Source organism: Streptomyces sp. DSM 116793, assembly GCF_057320905.1.
The window spans coordinates 1,048,260-1,064,880 of record NZ_CM170494.1; the positions used below are offsets into that span (position 1 = coordinate 1,048,260).

Genomic DNA, 16,621 nt, shown 5'->3' on the forward strand with positions numbered 1-16,621 from the left:
CGGCTTGACGGCCTGACGGCTACCACGGTGCCGTGAAGCTGTTGTGGAACCGGACCTGGCCGCCCGCGACGGGCCGGGACCGCGGCCGGCGGCCACGGGCGAGGCCGGAGCCCGGCCCGGACTCGCCCGGCCCGGACTCGCCCGGGCCGGACCGCCCTCACGGCGCCAGGACGTCCAGTTCGTGCAGGGCGCCGACGGTGATCTCCCGGGTCAGCGCCTCGGCGCGTGCGCCGTCCCCCTCGCGCACCGCCTCGGCGACCCGTACGTGCAGCGTGACGGCGGCCGGGTCCGGGTCCTCGAACATCACCTGGTGGTGGGTGCGGCCCGCCAGCACCTCGGCCACCACATCGCCGAGCCGCGCGAACATCTCGTTCCCGGAGGCGTTCAGGACGATCCGGTGGAAGGCGATGTCGTGCACCAGATAGCCCTCCAGCTGGTGGCCGCGCGAGGTGGCGACCATGCCGAGGGCGCACTCGGTCAGCTCGGCGCACTGGCGGGCGGTGGCATGGCGGGCGGCGAGCCCGGCGGCGACCGGCTCCACCGCCGAGCGGAGCACCGTGAGGGAGCGGAGCTGGCGCGGGCGGTCGCTGCCGGCCAGCCGCCAGCGGATCACCTGCGGGTCGTAGACGTTCCACTCGGCGGCCGGGCGGACGGTGACGCCGACCCGGCGCCGGGACGCCACCAGGTGCATCGACTCCAGCACGCGCACCGCCTCGCGCATCACGCTGCGGGAGACCTCGAAGCGCTGGGCCAGCTCGTCGGTGCGCAGCACACTGCCCGGTGGGTACTCCCCGGCGGTGATCGCGGGCCCGAGGGCGTCCAGAACGCGCGCGTGCAGCCCGCGGGCCGTGGTGGTCATGGCCTCAGCCTACGAGGCGACCCGGGCCCTAAAAAGTCAGACTTTTATCTCACACCCTCTTGTATTCATCTGACCTAATGGGTTTCAGTGACGTGGCATGAAGATGTCCACTCCGTTTCCGGCTCCGCGGGAGACCGGGCCGGTGCGGACGGACGCGGCGGTACGGACGGACGTGGCGGCGTAGTGGCCGAAGACAGCGAGGCAGAGATGCATACCCCCCAGGTCGTGGTGGTCATGGGTGTGTCGGGGACCGGCAAGACGACCATCGGCACCCGGCTCGCGGCCGCCCTCGGCGTCCCCTATGCCGAGGGCGACGACTTCCACCCGCCGGCGAACATCGCCAAGATGTCCGCCGGGACACCGCTGACCGACGACGACCGGTGGCCCTGGCTCGACGCGATCGGCGCCTGGGCGCACGGCCGGGCCGGCCGCGGGGGCGTGGTGAGCAGCTCGGCCCTCAAGCGGAGCTACCGTGACCGGCTGCGGGCCGCGGCTCCCGGCCTTGTCTTCGTCCACCTCGCCGGGGACCGGCGGCTGATCGAGGACCGGATGGCGCACCGGCAGGGGCACTTCATGCCCACCGCGCTGCTGGACTCGCAGTTCGCGGCCCTGGAGCCGCTCCAGCCGGACGAGGCCGGAGTCACCGTCGACGTCTCCGGCAGCCCCGAGGAGATCACGGAGGGGGCCCTGCACGCGCTGGCCGGACTCACCGGGCGCTCCGACCCCGCGTGACCCGGCAGGGCTCGGCGGGCTCCTCCTCCCCGCCCGCTGTTGCATGACCGGCCGCCCACCGGGCAGGCGTCCGCCCAGCCACGACAACCGCACATGAACCATCCGCACCACTGCTCCGTGCAGTCCAGGGACCCCTCGTGCCTGCACGGCAGGGAGCACCCGCAGCAGCCGGGCAGCCCTGCGCGCCCACCATCACCACACACAAGGGAAGAACCGTGACCAGACTCAGCGTCGAGATGCTGGCAGCGGACGCCCCCGAGCCGATCTCCTCGGCGGGCCACGCCCAGCTCGGGATCGCCGTACTCGCGGGCATCGCCGTACTCGTCCTCCTCATCACCAAGTTCAAGGTCCATGCCTTTCTGGCGCTGACCATCGGGTCGCTGGTGCTCGGCGCGGTCGCCGGCGCGCCGCTCGACAAGGTGATCACCAGCTTCACCACCGGCCTCGGCTCGACCGTCGCCAGCGTGGGCGTGCTGATCGCGCTCGGTGCGATACTCGGCCGGCTGCTCGCCGACTCCGGGGGCGCCGACGAGATCGTCGACACCATCCTCGCCAAGGCCGGCGGACGCGCCATGCCCTGGGCGATGGTGCTGATCGCGTCCGTGGTCGGCCTGCCGCTGTTCTTCGAGATCGGCATCGTGCTGCTGATCCCGGTGGTGCTGCTGGTGGCCAGGCGCGGCAACTACTCGCTGATGCGGATCGGCGTCCCCGCGCTCGCGGGCCTGTCCGTGATGCACGGTCTGGTGCCGCCGCACCCGGGCCCGCTCGTCGCGATCGACGCGGTCAAGGCCAACCTCGGCCTGACGCTGGCGCTGGGCATCCTCGTCGCCATCCCGACCGTGATCATCGCGGGACCGCTCTTCAGCCGGTACGCGGCCCGGTGGGTGGACGTCCAGGCTCCGGACCGCATGATCCCCACCCGGCCCTCCGAATCGCTGGAGCACCGGCCCCGGTTCGCCGCCACCGTCTCGACGATCCTGCTGCCGGTGGTCCTGATGCTGCTCAAGGCCCTGGTCGACATCATCGTGGACGACCCCGCGGACACCGTGCAGCGGATCTTCGACGTGATCGGCAACCCGCTGATCGCGCTGCTGGTCGCCGTGCTCGTCGGGATGTTCACGCTGGGCCGGGCGGCCGGGTTCACCAAGGACCGGCTCTCGTCCACGGTGGAGACCTCTCTGGCCCCCATCGCGGGCGTGACGCTGATCGTCGCCGCGGGCGGCGGCTTCAAGCAGACGCTGGTCGACTGCGGCGTCGGCAGGATGATCCTGGACATCTCCAAGGAATGGTCCATATCCGCGCTGGTGCTCGGCTGGCTGATCGCGGTGGTGATCCGGCTCGCGACCGGCTCCGCGACGGTGGCGACGGTCTCCGCGGCGGGCCTGGCCGGTCCGCTGGCCGCCGGCATGTCGAGCACGCACGTGGCCCTGCTGGTGCTGGCCATCGGCGCCGGGTCGCTCTTCTTCAGCCATGTCAACGACGCCGGGTTCTGGATGGTCAAGGAGTACTTCGGGCTGAGCGTCGGACAGACCGTGAAGACCTGGTCGGTGATGGAGACCATCGTCTCGGTGGTCGCCGGCGCACTGGTGCTGCTGCTGTCCCTGATCATCTAGCGTCCGTACGGCAGGTCCCCGGCACCGTCCCGGCGCGGCCGGTGCCGGGGACCGCCCCAGAGCACGGAGGCCCCATGACGGCCCATCCCCTCTTCGACATCGCCGGGCGCACCGCGCTGGTCACCGGCTCCAGCCGGGGCATCGGCCTGGCGCTGGCCAGGGGCCTGCTGGAGGCGGGCTGCACGGTGGTGCTCAACGGCCGGGACGCGGCAGCCCTCGACAAGGCGGCGGAGGAACTCGCCGGCGGCGCGCCGCCGTCGGGTACCGGCCGGCCACCGTCCGGGGCGGGCCCGGTTCCGGCTGACGCAGCACCGGTTCCGGCCGGGGCGAGCCGGGTGGCGGCCGAGGAGGCGGGGCCGGTGGCGGCCGATGCGGGCGGGCCGCCGTCGCGGGCGGGCCGGGTGCACACGGAGGCGTTCGACGTCACGGACGCCTCCGCGGTGGCGGCCGGGATCGTGGCGGTCGAGGAGCGGGTCGGGCCGCTGGACATCCTGGTCAACAACGCCGGCATGCAACTCCGCGCTCCCCTGCTCCAGTTCGCCGACGCCGACTGGCACCGGATCCTCGACACCAATCTGACCAGCGCGTTCCTGGTGGGCCGCGAGGCCGCCCGGCGGATGACGGAGCGCGGTCACGGCAAGATCGTCAACATCTGCTCGCTGCAGAGCGAGGTGGTGCGCCCCGGCATCGCCCCCTACGCCGCCACCAAGGGTGCGCTGAAGATGCTCACCAAGGGCATGTGCGCCGACTGGGGACCGTACGGCGTGCAGGTCAACGGCCTCGGTCCCGGCTACGTCGCAACCGAGCTGACCCGGCCGCTCGTCGACGACGAGGAGTTCAGCGCCTGGGTGCGCCGCAGGACCCCGGCGGGGCGCTGGGGCACCACGGACGACCTGATCGGCGGCGTCCTGTTCCTCGTCTCCCCCGCGGCGGACTTCGTCAGCGGGCAGGTGCTGTACGTGGACGGCGGGATGACCAGCGTGCTGTGAGGAGGCCCGGGCGGGTGCCCGGGGCGCGCGAGGGGCCCGGTCCGGTGCGGCGGCCGGCTGACGGTGACGTGGAGGTGTGCGGTGGACGGAGGTTCCGGGGTGCTCGGGTGTGTGCTGTACGGGCCGGGGGACCTGCGCGTCGAGGAGGTGCCCGCGCCGGTGGCGGGCCCCGGTGCGGCGGTGGTCGCCGTGCGCTACGGCGGCGTCTGCGGGTCCGACCTGCACTACTGGCAGCACGGCGGGGTCGGCGACTTCCGGCTGCGCGAGCCCATGCTGCTCGGGCACGAGGTGGTGGGCACGGTGGCGGGGTACGGCCCGGACGCGGGCGGCCCCGCGCCCGGCACACCCGTGGCCGTGCATCCGGCGACACCGTGTGGGCTCTGCCCCGAGTGCCGGGACGGGCGTCGTCAGGTGTGCCGGGACACCCGGTACCTGGGCAGCGCGGCGCGGCTGCCCCACGTGCAGGGCGGCTTCGCGGGCCTGATCACGGTGCCCGCCGCGCAGCTCCGCGCCCTGCCGGACGGACTCGCGCCGCGGCGGGCGGCGCTCGCCGAGCCGCTTGCGGTGGCGCTGCACGCCGTCCGGCGGGCCGGTCCGGTGGCCGGCCGGCACGTCCTCGTCACGGGTGCCGGGCCGATCGGCTGCCTGGTCGTCGCGGCGGCGAAAGCGGCCGGTGCCGCGCGGGTGACGGCGACGGACCTGCTGCCCGGGGCGCTGCGGTACGCCGGGGTGGCGGGCGCGGACGTGTGCGTGCGCGCGGACGACCCCGGTGCCGCCGGGTGGCCGGACGAGGTGGACGCCGCCGTGGAGGCGTCCGGTGCGGCGGCCGGTCTCGACACCTGCCTGCGCCTGGTGCGGCGCGGCGGGGTGGTCGTCCAGCTCGGCATGCCCCCGGCCGGGCGGAGCGCGTTCGCGGGGAACCTCGTGGTGAGCAGGGAGATCGACCTGCGGGGCTCGTTCCGCTTCGACCGCGAGTTCGACGAGGCGCTGGCGCTGCTGGCCCGGGAGCCGGGCATCGAGGGCCTGATCAGCGCGGTGGTCCCGGCCGGGGCCGCGGAGGACGCCTTTGTACTGGCCGCCGACCGGGAGCGGGCCTGCAAGGTGCTGCTGGACTTCACGGCGGCCTGAGTCGGCCGGCACACCCCGTCCACCGCCCATCGCTCGCCGGCTGACCGAGCCGCCCGGCACCCCCGCGGCCCACGCACCCCCGGACCGCCCGACCGTGCGCGGCCCGGCACCGCCCGACCGCGCCCGGCCCGGCCGCGCTACAGTCGGCTGGGTAAGGGAAACTCCTGTTCACGACGTGTGCTCCCACACCGGGCCGACGCTCGGCACGCTGGGCGCCACCCGGCGGGCCGCCCGCCCCGGGTCCTCCCGCCTCCGTCGGCGGCCGGGGCGCACCCGGCACCGTTCCGTCCGTCCCGCTGCCGACACCCAACGCCTTGCGGAGCCCGCCATGACCACACCGCGTGACCTGATCATCGTCGCCATGGACGTGGCACCCAGCCGCCCCGTGGCGCAGGGCGACCTCTCGCTGGCGCTCGCCGGCGCCGAGCTCGCCGACCTCATAACCCAAGAGGCGGCGGCACTGGACGACGACCGCATCCTGCCGGGCCAGGCCCCCGACCTTCCGGATCCGCTCCTGGCGGCGGCCGCCGCGGCGCTGATACGCACGTCCCCCTACGAAACGGTCGAAGACTGGCTGTGGCGCAGGGGCCGGGGACTGGCCGCCGCCTACCTCGCCGCGCTGGAAGAGGACGGGGTGGTCACCCGGCAGCACAGCCGCTGGACATCGCTGCTGGCCGGCCGGCAGGTCCTGTCCGACTCCGCCGCGCGCCGCCGGGCGGCCGACCGCTGGACGTCCCAGGAGCCCGTCCTCGCCGCGCTCGCCGCTGCCCTCGGGCTCCGCGACGAGCCGTCCGGGGCGGCGGAGGCGGCAGGCGAGGCGGTGACGACGGTGCTCGCGGCCGTCAACGACGCCGTGATGGAGCTGGAAGCCGTACGGCAGCGCCGCGCCATAGAGGAGGCGGCCTACGACAACGTCTGGCGGGGCTTCGTATGAGCGGGCTCGTGTGCCGGAACCGGGCGGTATGACGGGGACCGGGCGGTGGGCCGGGCGGTCGCACCCGCCGGACCACCCGGGCCGACCACACCCGCCGGCCCCCGGGACCGACCGCACCTGCCGCGCCGGCACCGTGAACGTGACGGTGCTCAGACGTGGTTGCGCCAGGTGTGCGCCGGTGCGTAGCCGAGCAGGCGGCGCGCCTTGGCAGTGGACATCAGCGACTCGTGGCGGCCCAGTTCGCCCCTGACCTCGACGTCCGGGAACTCGGCGGCGGCCAGCTCCGCCGAGGGCGTGGACATCACCGTGTCGGGGCTGGCGATGACGAAGACCTCCATGCCCGCGGCCCGGTACTCCAGGCCCTTGCGGACCGCCTGGGCACCGTCCCGCGCGTCGATGTACGACCACAGGTTCCAGCGGCGCAGCCGCGGGTCGGCGTCGAAGCCGGGGAAGCGGGCGTAGTCCTGGACCTCCATCACATTGGAGAACCGCAGGCCGACCATCTTCAGCTCGGGGTCCCACCGGCAGAACTGGGCCGCCATCTGCTCTTCCAGGTGCTTGGCCAGCGAGTAGTTGCTCTCCGGCCTGGCCGGGTACTCCTCGTCCACCGGCAGGTAGGGCGGCGGTGTCCCGAAGGGCAGGCCCAGCACCGTCTCGCTCGACGCCCAGACCACATTGCGGATGCCGGCCAGCCGGGCCGCGGAGAAGACGTGGTGGGTGGCCGTGATGTTGTTCTCGAAGACGGCGGTGTCGGGCAGCAGCCCGGGGGCCGGCACGGCGGCGAGATGGGCCACGGCGTCGACGCGGTCGTAACGGTCGTCGACCGCCGTGAGCGCCCCGACGGTCTGGCCGTAGTCGGTGAGGTCCACCTTGACGAACGGGCAGAGCTGCTCGGCCGGGGCGACCCGGTCGAGGTTGACCACGTCCCAGTCGTGGTCGAGGAGTTCTCTGACGACGGCGCGGCCGAGCTTGCCGCTCCCACCGGTGACGACGACACGGGACACCGAATCACACACCTTCACAAGCAGTGGTTTACAGCCGTATCAGACATCACACGCCCCTCATCCGTAAACAGCACCACCGACCAACCCTCCGGCGGAACCGTCTCCTCCGGCGCCGCGGGCCTCGGCGGCGCACCCGCGTCCGGGTGCGCGGCGCGTGCGTGCCGGCAGGTCAGCCCGGCTCCGGCGCGGGGTCCTCGCGGGTCACCGCGTAACCGGGCACGGACGGCCAGCGGACGGTCAGCACGACGGACTCCTCCTCCGCGTGCCAGGTGTGATCGACCCCGTGGCCCCACACGACGTAGTCGCCCTGCTGCTCCAGCAGGACGCTGCGGCCGGGGAGTCGGACGCGGAAACGGCCGCTGATGAGCACGAGGAGGGCGGTGCGGTGCTCGCCGCGCACCCACTGTGCGCGCCGGTCACCGCGCGGGTGCACGCCCCACTTGATCTCCACGTCGCCGCTGTGACGGGGGTCTCCCGGCGGTTTGAAGTGCCCGAGCAGCCAGCCCCGGTCCAGCGCCCCGTCCTTGCCGGCGTTCCCCACGTACACGGTGTCGTTCACACGTGCGACGCTAGCAGTGCCTCCTGGCCTCTCCCGGACCGAGACGGCGGTGCCCGCGCGGCCGCGGGAGGATCGCGTCTCATGACGTCCGTTCCATGGAGTACCCACGCTGTCGATCTCCGGCCCGACCGCGTCATCAAGAGGTTCCGGGGTGCGAGTCGCGGAGGGTGCGAGCGGGAGTGGCGTGCGCTGACGCTGCTCGCCGCGCATGCGCCGGGCCTGGCTCCCGTCCCCCTGAGCGCGGACCTCCGTACCGCGGAGCCGCTCGTGGTGATGTCGCGCCTGCCGGGTGAGCCCCTTCGGGGCGGGAAACTCGGCGATCAGCAGCTCAAGGCTCTGGCGGCGGCGAGCGCGTCGTACGCGGCTGTGCCGGCGGACGTCCTGGCTGAGGTCCCCGTCCGGCCGGGCCGGCAGCACCGGCTCATCGCCCGGATCCGTGCCTGGGTGCCACGGGTTCGTCCACAGGCCGGCGGCGAGGTGGGCGAGGCCATGGACCGCGGCCTCGCATGGCTGGCCCGTTCGGGCATGGAACGAGCCGGCCGCCCGGACGTCCCCCCGGTCTTCGGCCCGGGGGACGGCAATCTCGCCAACTATCTGTGGGACGGCACGCGGGTGCGGATCGTCGACTTCGAGGACTCCGGACTCAGCGACCGGCCCTTCGAACTGGCGGAGATCACGGAACACGTGGGCAGCTGGGTCGGCCCGCCCCTCGACGCCGAGGCGTTCCTGGCCCTGTTCGACCTGGACACCGCCGAGCGTGCGCGGCTACGGCAATGCCGCAGACTGCTGGCGCTCGTGTGGTTGTTCCTGTTGTCCTCCGACGACCCCCGGCGTCCTCGCAACCCCCCGGGAACGGCCGAACGGCAGGCCGCACGGCTGTCCGGGCTCCTCGCCTGATGTCCTGCACCGGCCCAGGAACAGCCGCCTTCGGCCGGTGATGACCCGACCGCCTCGCCGCGGCCGGCCGCGCAGTACCCCGCGCGCCTGCCGGGCGGCGCTCATGGGCGCGTCAGCACCTTGGAAGGGGCGCGGGGAGGGCGCGGGGAACTGCGCGAGGACGCACCCGCCGGTGGCCCGGATACGACTAAGACGGCCCCGCGCCCTCGCCGGGGGTCCAGGAGCCCTGGGTGGCCCCGGACTCAGGGGCGCCACAGGCGGTGCTCGCGCTTCGCCCACGTTCGGCTGACCGAGCCCGTGCGCATGCCGCGTCGGGACTCCGGGTCCGCCAGGGCCATGGCGATATGGCCGGCGAGGACGATGCCCACGGCCAGCGCCAGCCAGTCGTGCACGAAGGTCGCCCCGATGCGCAGGGCCAGCGAGTCGAGATGGGTGAACCACATCAGCAGCCCGGTACCGAGCATCACCAGCACCGCACCGGCGAGCCACGCCGCGTAGATCTTCTGACCGGCGTTGAACTTCCCGGCCGGACGCGCCTCCGGGCGGGCGTCGCGCCGCCGCACCGCGCGGAGCCACCTGCGGTCGTGCGGGCCGAAGCGGTTGAGCCGGCGCAGGTCGGCGCGGAGTGCCCGGGAGGCGAGCCCGGCGAGCAGCGGCGCCGGCAGCAGCAGCCCGGACCACTCGTGGACGGTGACCACCAGGGCCCGCCGGCCGACCAGCTCGGCGAGCTGCGGGATGTAGAGGCAGGCCGCGGTGAGCACGCACAGGCCCATCAGCAGGGCGGTGCTCCGGTGCACCCAGCGCTCGGCGCGGGTGAAGCGGCGCACCCGGTCGGGGAGCCCGCCCCCACCGGCGGCGCCCGCAGGGGCGCCGCCGGCCGCGGCCCCGGCGGCCTCCACGGCCGCCGCGCGTTCGGCCGCCCCGGCACCCGCCGCGAGAGCAGCGGCCGCGGTGCCCGTAGCCGCGGCGCCGCCCTCCCCCATGTCGTCAGGACGTCGGCGCATCGTCGCGTCCGTTCGAGCGGCCGACCCAGCCGTCCACGTCGTAGCCGTAGTGCTCCCAGTACCCGGGCTCGACCTTGTCGGTGACGGTGATGCCGGAGAGCCACTTGGCCGACTTGTAGAAGTACATGGGCGCCACATAGAGGCGGACCGGACCGCCGTGTGCGTGGCTGACCGGCTTGTCCTGCATGCGCAGGGCGACCAGGACGTCGTCACGGCGGGCCTGCGCCAGCGTGAGGCTCTCGCTGTACGCGCCGTCGAAACAGGTGAACCGGACGGCCCTGGCCGAGGACCGCACCCCGGCGGCGTCCAGCAGCCGGGACAGACGCACCCCCTCGAACGGCGTGTCCGGCACCCGCCAGCCGGTGACGCACTGCACATCGCGCACCAGCCGGGTCTGCGGCAGGCCGCGGAGCTCGGCGAGCGTGTAAGAGGCGGGGTGGTCCACCAGGCCGTCCACGGTGAGACGGTAGTCGGCGGCACCCTTGGTCGGCACGGATGCGGTCACCGAGTAGTAGCGGAAGCCGCCGCCGTTGGGCAGCAGCCCGGTCAGCCCCGTCGGATCCTTGTCCGCCGCCGCGCCGAGGAACGACTCCAGGCCGTCCTGGAGCGGCCGGGCGGCCGCCACGCCGAGCGCGCCCAGGCCCACCATGCCGAGGACCAGGCGCCGTCCGAGGGGAGTGCCGCCACGGTCGTGGTCGGCGGATTGTTCTGAGGTCACCCCCTGATTCGAACATCCGGGCCGCCGCAGGACCAGAGCGGGGGGTCATCCGTCAGCATTCCGTCATATGTCGCCCACGACCTCGGTGACCCGCTCCAGATGGAACGCCTGGTTGCTCAGCCCGATCCGGTGGTGCAGGTACGGGCGCACCCGGCGCAGCACGGCCCCCTGCGCCAGCCCCACCACCGCCGCCGCGGCGACGATCCCCGGCAGCACCCAGGTGAGCGACGAGCGGGGTCCCGAGCCGACGAGCACGTCGAAGTCCTTCAGGGTGAGCCCCACGAGCACCAGCAGGGCAGCCCCGGCGGTCCCCGACGCCACGAGTCGCCACAGTTGCGCACGGCCCGCGCCGCGCCGGACGAAGAACACGATGACGGCGAGGCAGGCCACCGCCATCAGCAGCAGGACGCCGAGCGCCCCGACGTGGCCCAGCCAGGTGGACAGGTGCAGCACCGGAGCGGTCGGATCGCCGATCGGCCCGTGGTCGTTCCGGGCGAACGCCCCGACGACCGCCGCGGAGACCACGCTCTGGAGCAGCGAACCGGTGACCGGGGCGCCCCCGGCGCGCCCGGTGCGGGCGACGAAACCGGGCAGCAGCCGCTCGCGGCCCATGGCGAAGGCGTACCGCGCGACGACGTTGTGGAGGCTGAGCGCGGACGCGAAGACGCCGGTCACGAAGAGGACATGGAGCACATCGGTGAAGGTGCCGCCGAGCCCCCGCCTCGCCAGGAGGAACACCAGCCCGGCGCCGTGCTCCCGCGCGGCCGGCACGAGGTGCGAGGGCCCCGCGGCCACCGTCAGCGCCCAGCAGCTCACCGCGGAGAGGACGGCCGCACAGCCGACGGCCAGCAGCATCACCCGGGCCACGGCGTCCTGCGGGCGCCGGGTCTCCTCCGAGTAGACGGGCGCCTGCTCGAAGCCGAGGAAGCCCACGGCGCAGAAGCAGAGGGCGGTGCCCGCACCGGTGCCGGCGAGGGTGCCCGGGTCGAGGGCCCGCAGCGACAGGCCGTCCGCGCCGGGGTGCACCAGGGCGGAGACGTCGAAGACGGTGACGAGCGCCACCTCGATCAGCAGCAGCGCCCCGAGCACCCGCGCGTTGACGTCGATCCTCAGCAGGCCGAGCACGCCCACCACGGCCACCGCCGCGAGCGCGGGGACCCACCAGGCCACCCGGACGTGCAGATACGTGCCGAGCAGCCCGGAGGCCTCGAAGCCGAGGATCCCGTACGCGCCCGTCTGGAGCGCGCTGTAGGCGACGAGGGCGACCAGCGCCGCGCCGGCGCCCGCGGTGCCTCCGAGGCCGCGGGCGATATAGGCGTAGAAGGCGCCGGCGTTGTGGACGTGCCGGCTGAGCTCGGCGTAGCCGAAGGCGAACAGCGCGAGGACCGCGCCCAGCAGCACGTAGAGCAGCGGCTGCCCGGCGACGCCCACGACCCCGAAGCTGGTGGGCATGGGGCCGGCGACGACCGTGAGGGGGGCGGTCGCCGCGAGGACCGCGAACAGCAGGCCCGGCGTGCCGAGCCGGCCGGAGCGCAGGGCGCGCTCCTCGGCCTTGACGGTGCCGACGCCGCCTGCCACGCCCCCGGCGGCCGGGGACGGTACGGCGCCGCTTGCTCTCGAACTGCCCGTCGGCATGGGGAGGATCCTTTCGCGGGGGCCGGCGCGGAGGCTTTCGCCGGGGTCTCAGGGGCGTTTTCCGTGGGCTCTCGTGCGGCTTTCACCGGGGGCTTGCGTACCGCTCCCGTGCGGCTCTCGTGTGGCTTTGGCGGGTCTTCGGCTTCCGCTTCCGCGTGTCATCGGCTTCCGCTTCCGCGGGTCTTCCGCTACCGCTTCCGCGGGTCTTCCGCTACGGCTTTCGTTGGGCTCTCGCGACGGCTTCGGTGCGTTGGGGGTTCATCAAGGGCCTCGGTGGGCTCGGCGACAACGTCGGCGGGAGCGGCGGCGACGTCGGGGGGCTGTCAACGGCGTCTCCCGCTCGCCGCTTCGGTGGGTCAGGACGGGCCCAGTGCGGCATCGCGGGCGGCGCGGAACGCCTCGTACGGGTCCCGGTCGGGGTACCCCCAGGGGGCGGGCGTGGCGTGCGGCCCGATCCTGTGGAACAGTGCCGCGGCCTCGGCTGGTCTGCCCTCGCAGAACTTGGCGTGCGCGAGGAAGTTGAGGTCGACGCGGTTGCGGGGGTGGTCGTCGCGCTCCCACTCCAGCCACCAGTCGAACGCGGCCTTCATCACGAGACGGGCGCGCCGCCCGAGCCAGTGCCCGGAGGCGGTGGGGTCACGGGGTTCGCCGCCCGCGGCGGCCAGCACCCGGTAGCGCTCGGCGTGCGCGACGACGGGAAGGATCGCCAGCGGCGAGTCCGCGGGGGCCTGTTCGGCGGCCCAGGAGGCGAAGTCGTACACCTCGTGCAGCGGGTCCTGGCCGGCGTCCGCGCGGCGCTCGGCGAGCCGGGCCACCATCAGGTGGTGGGCGTGGTGGTGCTCGGGGTAGCGGTGCCGCACCTCGTCGAAGAGCCGTACGACGTCCTCCTCCCGGCCGATCGTGCGCTCCAGGATGAGCAGCGCGAGCCAGGGAGAGGGGTCGGCGGGCGCCAGCACGGCGGCCTCGTGACAGGCGTCACGGGCCACCTCGGGGCGGGCCTTGCCGGCCAGCGCGCGGTAGACGGTGGCGCAGGCGAGCAGCACGGCGGCGTCGACGGAGTCGGGTTCGGTCAGCCGCCAGTCCCCCGCCCAGGCCGCGGTGCCGGGCTCCTGGGCGAGGACGGTCAGCCGGTGGCCCCTGCGGTCCCAGTCGTCACCGGTGGCGGCGAGCAGCGAGCGGACGGCGGTCCAGCGGCCCCCGGCGAGCGCGCTGCGGGCGGCGACGAGTTCGGTGTCGTCGAGCGCGGCGTCAAAGGTGTGGGCGGAACGCTTGCGCGAGCGACCGAGAGGCGGGGGTGGGGGCACCGCGGAACTTCCTCACGACGCGGCTAGCGAGCAGATGATCACGCACAGCAAAGCGGTAGGCATGGCTCCAGTCAAGGCCGCTGCGCTGCCTACACGTGTCAATCTCGCCACGCGGAACGGGAACCGATCGGTCCGGTACTTCCGGAGGAGGCGGCTCCCTGTTTCCCCACGCGCCGGCGGCGTCCGCGGCCCGACGGTGCCGCCCACGAGACCCGCACATGCCGCCCGGGGACCCGCGGGTGCCACCGGACACCTGCGAGTGCCGTCGGAGACGGGGACCCGCAGGCGCCACCGAGAGCTGCGAGTGCCGTCGGAGACCCGCAGGTGCCGCCCGGGGACCCCGGAGCCGCCGGCCCACCGGGCTTCCGGTCCCGCGGCGCGCAGGGCGCGAGTCCACCGCCGCCGGGACGCGCGGGCGCCGGCCCACCGGGCTTCCGGACCGCCCGGATCAGCCGACCGCGCGGGCCGCGGCCCGGCCCGCCGTGCGGCCCGAGAACAGGCAGCCGCCGAGGAAGGTGCCCTCCAGGGAGCGGTAGCCGTGTACCCCGCCGCCGCCGAAGCCGGCGGCCTCTCCTGCCGCGTAGACGCCGGGGAGCGGCTCGCCGCCCTCGGTGAGTACCCGGGCGGAGAGGTCGGTCTCCAGGCCGCCGAGGGTCTTGCGGGTCAGGATGTGCAGCTTCACCGCGATCAGCGGGCCCGCGGCGGGATCCAGGACGCGGTGCGGGGCCGCGGCGCGGATGAGGCGGTCGCCGAGGTAGGCGCGGGCCCCGCGCAGGGCGGTGATCTGCAGGTCCTTGGTGTAGGGGTTGGTGATCTCGCGGTCCCGGGCGACGAGGGTGCGGCGCAGCCCCGCCTCGTCGATCAGGGGCTCCTTGGTGAGCGCGTTCATGCCGCGCACCAGGTCCGCGAGGTTGTCCTCGACGACGAAGTCGGCGCCGTGCTCCATGAAGGCCTTCACCGGTCCGGGCACGTCGGCGCGGACCCGCTCGATCACGCCCCGCACCGACCGGCCGGTCAGGTCGGGGTTCTGCTCGGAGCCGCTGAGCGTGAACTCCTTGCTGATGATCCGCTTGTTGAGCACGAACCACGTGTGGTCATGGCCCGTGTGCATGATGTGGTCGAGGGCGCCGAGGGTGTCGAAGCCGGGGAAGAGCGGCACGGGCAGCCGGTTCCCCTCGGCGTCCAGCCAGATCGAGGAGGGCCCGGGCAGGATGCGGATGCCGTGCCGCTCCCATATCGGGTTCCAGTTCTGCACGCCCTCCGTGTAGTGCCACATCCGGTCCCGGTTGATCAGCCGCCCGCCGGCCTGCTCGGCGACGCCCAGCATCAGACCGTCCACGTGCGCGGGCACCCCGGCGACCATCGCCTCGGGGGGTGTGCCGAGCCGCTCGGGCCAGTGGGCGCGGACCAGGTCCAGGTTGCCGCCGATGCCTCCGGAGGTGACGATCACGGCCTGGGCGCGCAGTTCGAAGGAGCCGGTGACCTCGCGGCTGCTGGCCGTGCCGCGCTCGGCGTCCGAGGGTTCGAGGATCTCGCCGGTGACCGTGTCGACCGCGCCCGCGCTGCGGCCCAGACCGGTCACCCGGTGCCGGAACCGCAGTTCGACGAGGCCGCGGCGGACACCCGCCCTGACCCGCCGCACGAACGGCGCGAGCAGACCGGGGCCCGTGCCCCAGGTGATGTGGAAGCGCGGCACCGAGTTGCCGTGGCCGCCGGCGTCGTAGCCGCCCCGCTCCGCCCAGCCGACCACGGGGAAGAACCGCACGCCCTGCGCGGAGAGCCAGGCGCGCTTCTCGCCGGCGGCGAAGTCGACGTAGGCCTCCGCCCACTGCCTGGGCCAGTGATCCTCATCACGGTCGAAGCCCGCGGTCCCCATCCAGTCCTGGAGCGCGAGGGCGTGGCTGTCCTTGATCCGCAGCCGCCGCTGCTCGGGCGATCCGACGAAGAACAGGCCGCCGAACGACCAGTGCGCCTGACCGCCGAGGGACTGCTCCGGCTCCTGGTCCAGCAGGATCACGCGGCGGCCCGCGTCGACGAGTTCCGCGGTCGCCACGAGCCCGGCGAGGCCCGCACCGATCACGATGACGTCCGCGTCGTAGGCCATGAAGATGTCCCTCTCGCTCCGTCACGGGACGCCGCCCGGCCGGTTACCGATCAGTCGGATGCTGGTAGATGCTCGATGAAACAGAGCGTCCACGTCAATGTGCCGGTCATGTCACCGAGCGGGCGATCGGGCACGCGGGGCGCTATGGTCGGCTCAGGACCACATCCCCGCCGGGGTCTTCGGATCCCTGCGGTCGTGACCACATCCCGCCGGGTCCCCCGACCCCGCCGTCGTGAGGTGCGCCGCTTGTCCGCTCTCGAAGTCATCCTCGCCGTCTGTTCCGCCTGCTGCCTGGGCTTCGGATTCGTGCTCCAGCAGAACGCGGCACAGCAGGCACCGCTGCGCGACTTCCTGTCCTGGCGGCTGATCCTCGACCTGGCGCACTCACCGCGCTGGCTCGGCGGCATCGGCCTGATGATCTGCGGCATGGCACTGGGCGCCGTCGCCCTGGGCCGCGGCGAGATCTCGATGGTGGAGCCCCTGCTGGCGACCAACCTGCTGTTCGCCCTGGCGCTCTCCAGACACCAGACGAAGCAGCCGCTGGGCCAGCAGGGCTGGACAGGCCTCCTTCTGCTCGCCGGCGGCGTCACCGCGTTCATCCTGGCGGGCCAGCCGCAGGGTGGCAGCGCCGTCCCCGACCCGGTGCGGCACTGGCTGATCATAGGCCTGATGGTGGGCGGCGCACTGGCGCTCACGGCAGTGGCGAAACGCAAACCGCTCGCGGCAGGCCCGGTTCTCCTGGCCGTCGCGGGCGGTCTGCTGTACGGCGTGCAGGACGCGCTGACCCGGGTGTGCGGAGAGCGCCTCTCGGACGGCGGCTGGGCCGCGGTGTTCGGGAGCTGGCAGCCGTACGCCATGATCACACTCGGTATCGTCTCGCTGATCCTCGTCCAGAGCGCCTTCGAGACCGCGCCGCTGCGGATGTCGCTGCCCGCGCTGACGGCGACACAGCCGCTCGCCGGCATCGCCTGCGGGGTGGGCTTCCTCGGGGACCGGCTGCACACCGACGTGGGTGCGCTGGCCTGGGAGGCGGGCGGCCTGGCGGGGATCGTGGCGGGCATCGTGCTGCTCGGCCTCCATCCGGCGATGCCACGCGGCTGCGCGCCCGTGGAGCGCGTGCCGGACATGCAGTCCCACTGAG

The 16,621-nt window shown here is 73.9% G+C and carries 15 protein-coding genes; 7 read left to right on the plus strand and 8 right to left on the minus strand.

The features are described from left to right. Nucleotides 1-157: 157 nt before the first annotated feature. Complete coding sequence (locus ACSMXW_RS04475) at nucleotides 158-859, minus strand: FadR/GntR family transcriptional regulator (RefSeq protein ID WP_485804163.1); 702 nt, start codon at nucleotides 857-859, stop codon at nucleotides 158-160. A 207-nt stretch (nucleotides 860-1,066) separates the two neighbouring features. On the opposite strand from ACSMXW_RS04475, the gene ACSMXW_RS04480 reads away from it, so the two are divergent. From ACSMXW_RS04480 to ACSMXW_RS04500, 5 genes are all read left to right on the plus strand, one after another. Further along, nucleotides 1,067-1,591: a gluconokinase gene (locus tag ACSMXW_RS04480; protein WP_485804164.1), complete on the plus strand. Its 525-nt coding sequence runs from the start codon at nucleotides 1,067-1,069 to the stop codon at nucleotides 1,589-1,591. A 215-nt stretch (nucleotides 1,592-1,806) separates the two neighbouring features. Next, nucleotides 1,807-3,204 (plus strand): GntT/GntP/DsdX family permease, encoded by a 1,398-nt coding sequence (locus ACSMXW_RS04485; RefSeq protein WP_485804165.1) that lies wholly within the window; start codon nucleotides 1,807-1,809, stop codon nucleotides 3,202-3,204. Between the two features lie 74 nt (nucleotides 3,205-3,278). Continuing rightward, nucleotides 3,279-4,193, plus strand: a complete 915-nt coding sequence (locus ACSMXW_RS04490; protein ID WP_485804166.1) for an SDR family oxidoreductase — start codon at nucleotides 3,279-3,281, stop codon at nucleotides 4,191-4,193. 99 nt (nucleotides 4,194-4,292) lie between these two features. Beyond that, a complete protein-coding gene (locus tag ACSMXW_RS04495; RefSeq protein WP_485807799.1) occupies nucleotides 4,293-5,321 on the plus strand; it encodes an L-idonate 5-dehydrogenase in 1,029 nt (342 codons plus the stop codon). Between the two features lie 328 nt (nucleotides 5,322-5,649). Then, complete coding sequence (locus ACSMXW_RS04500) at nucleotides 5,650-6,255, plus strand: GPP34 family phosphoprotein (protein ID WP_485804167.1); 606 nt, start codon at nucleotides 5,650-5,652, stop codon at nucleotides 6,253-6,255. Between the two features lie 149 nt (nucleotides 6,256-6,404). On the opposite strand, the gene ACSMXW_RS04505 is transcribed toward ACSMXW_RS04500, so the two are convergent. Together ACSMXW_RS04505 and ACSMXW_RS04510 are read right to left on the minus strand one after the other, a co-directional pair. Further along, on the minus strand, nucleotides 6,405-7,259 hold the full coding sequence (locus ACSMXW_RS04505) for an NAD-dependent epimerase/dehydratase family protein (RefSeq protein WP_485804168.1): 855 nt from the start codon (nucleotides 7,257-7,259) through the stop codon (nucleotides 6,405-6,407). A 169-nt stretch (nucleotides 7,260-7,428) separates the two neighbouring features. Beyond that, a complete protein-coding gene (locus ACSMXW_RS04510; protein ID WP_485804169.1) occupies nucleotides 7,429-7,818 on the minus strand; it encodes a cupin domain-containing protein in 390 nt (129 codons plus the stop codon). Nucleotides 7,819-7,899: 81 nt separating this feature from the next. On the opposite strand from ACSMXW_RS04510, the gene ACSMXW_RS04515 reads away from it, so the two are divergent. Further along, the gene (locus tag ACSMXW_RS04515; RefSeq protein ID WP_485804170.1) at nucleotides 7,900-8,715 is read left to right on the plus strand and encodes a phosphotransferase family protein; all 816 of its coding nucleotides are present in this window, start codon (nucleotides 7,900-7,902) and stop codon (nucleotides 8,713-8,715) included. A 242-nt stretch (nucleotides 8,716-8,957) separates the two neighbouring features. Here the strand turns inward: ACSMXW_RS04515 and ACSMXW_RS04520 are convergent, their stop codons facing one another. The 5 genes from ACSMXW_RS04520 to ACSMXW_RS04540 all read right to left on the minus strand — a co-directional run bounded on the left by ACSMXW_RS04520 (nucleotide 8,958) and on the right by ACSMXW_RS04540 (nucleotide 15,480). After that, nucleotides 8,958-9,719, minus strand: a complete 762-nt coding sequence (locus ACSMXW_RS04520; RefSeq protein ID WP_485804171.1) for a cytochrome b/b6 domain-containing protein — start codon at nucleotides 9,717-9,719, stop codon at nucleotides 8,958-8,960. Next, a complete protein-coding gene (locus ACSMXW_RS04525; RefSeq protein WP_485807801.1) occupies nucleotides 9,703-10,368 on the minus strand; it encodes a molybdopterin-dependent oxidoreductase in 666 nt (221 codons plus the stop codon). Before ACSMXW_RS04525 ends, ACSMXW_RS04520 begins: the two co-directional genes overlap by 17 nt. A 132-nt stretch (nucleotides 10,369-10,500) precedes the next feature. Beyond that, complete coding sequence (locus ACSMXW_RS04530; RefSeq protein ID WP_485804172.1) at nucleotides 10,501-12,072, minus strand: APC family permease; 1,572 nt, start codon at nucleotides 12,070-12,072, stop codon at nucleotides 10,501-10,503. A gap of 356 nt (nucleotides 12,073-12,428) precedes the next feature. After that, a complete protein-coding gene (locus tag ACSMXW_RS04535) occupies nucleotides 12,429-13,376 on the minus strand; it encodes a hypothetical protein (RefSeq protein WP_485804173.1) in 948 nt (315 codons plus the stop codon). A 448-nt stretch (nucleotides 13,377-13,824) separates the two neighbouring features. Beyond that, on the minus strand, nucleotides 13,825-15,480 hold the full coding sequence (locus ACSMXW_RS04540) for an FAD-binding dehydrogenase (protein ID WP_485804174.1): 1,656 nt from the start codon (nucleotides 15,478-15,480) through the stop codon (nucleotides 13,825-13,827). Nucleotides 15,481-15,726: 246 nt separating this feature from the next. On the opposite strand from ACSMXW_RS04540, the gene ACSMXW_RS04545 reads away from it, so the two are divergent. Continuing rightward, nucleotides 15,727-16,620, plus strand: a complete 894-nt coding sequence (locus tag ACSMXW_RS04545; RefSeq protein ID WP_485804175.1) for a DMT family transporter — start codon at nucleotides 15,727-15,729, stop codon at nucleotides 16,618-16,620. Nucleotide 16,621: the final 1 nt, after the last annotated feature.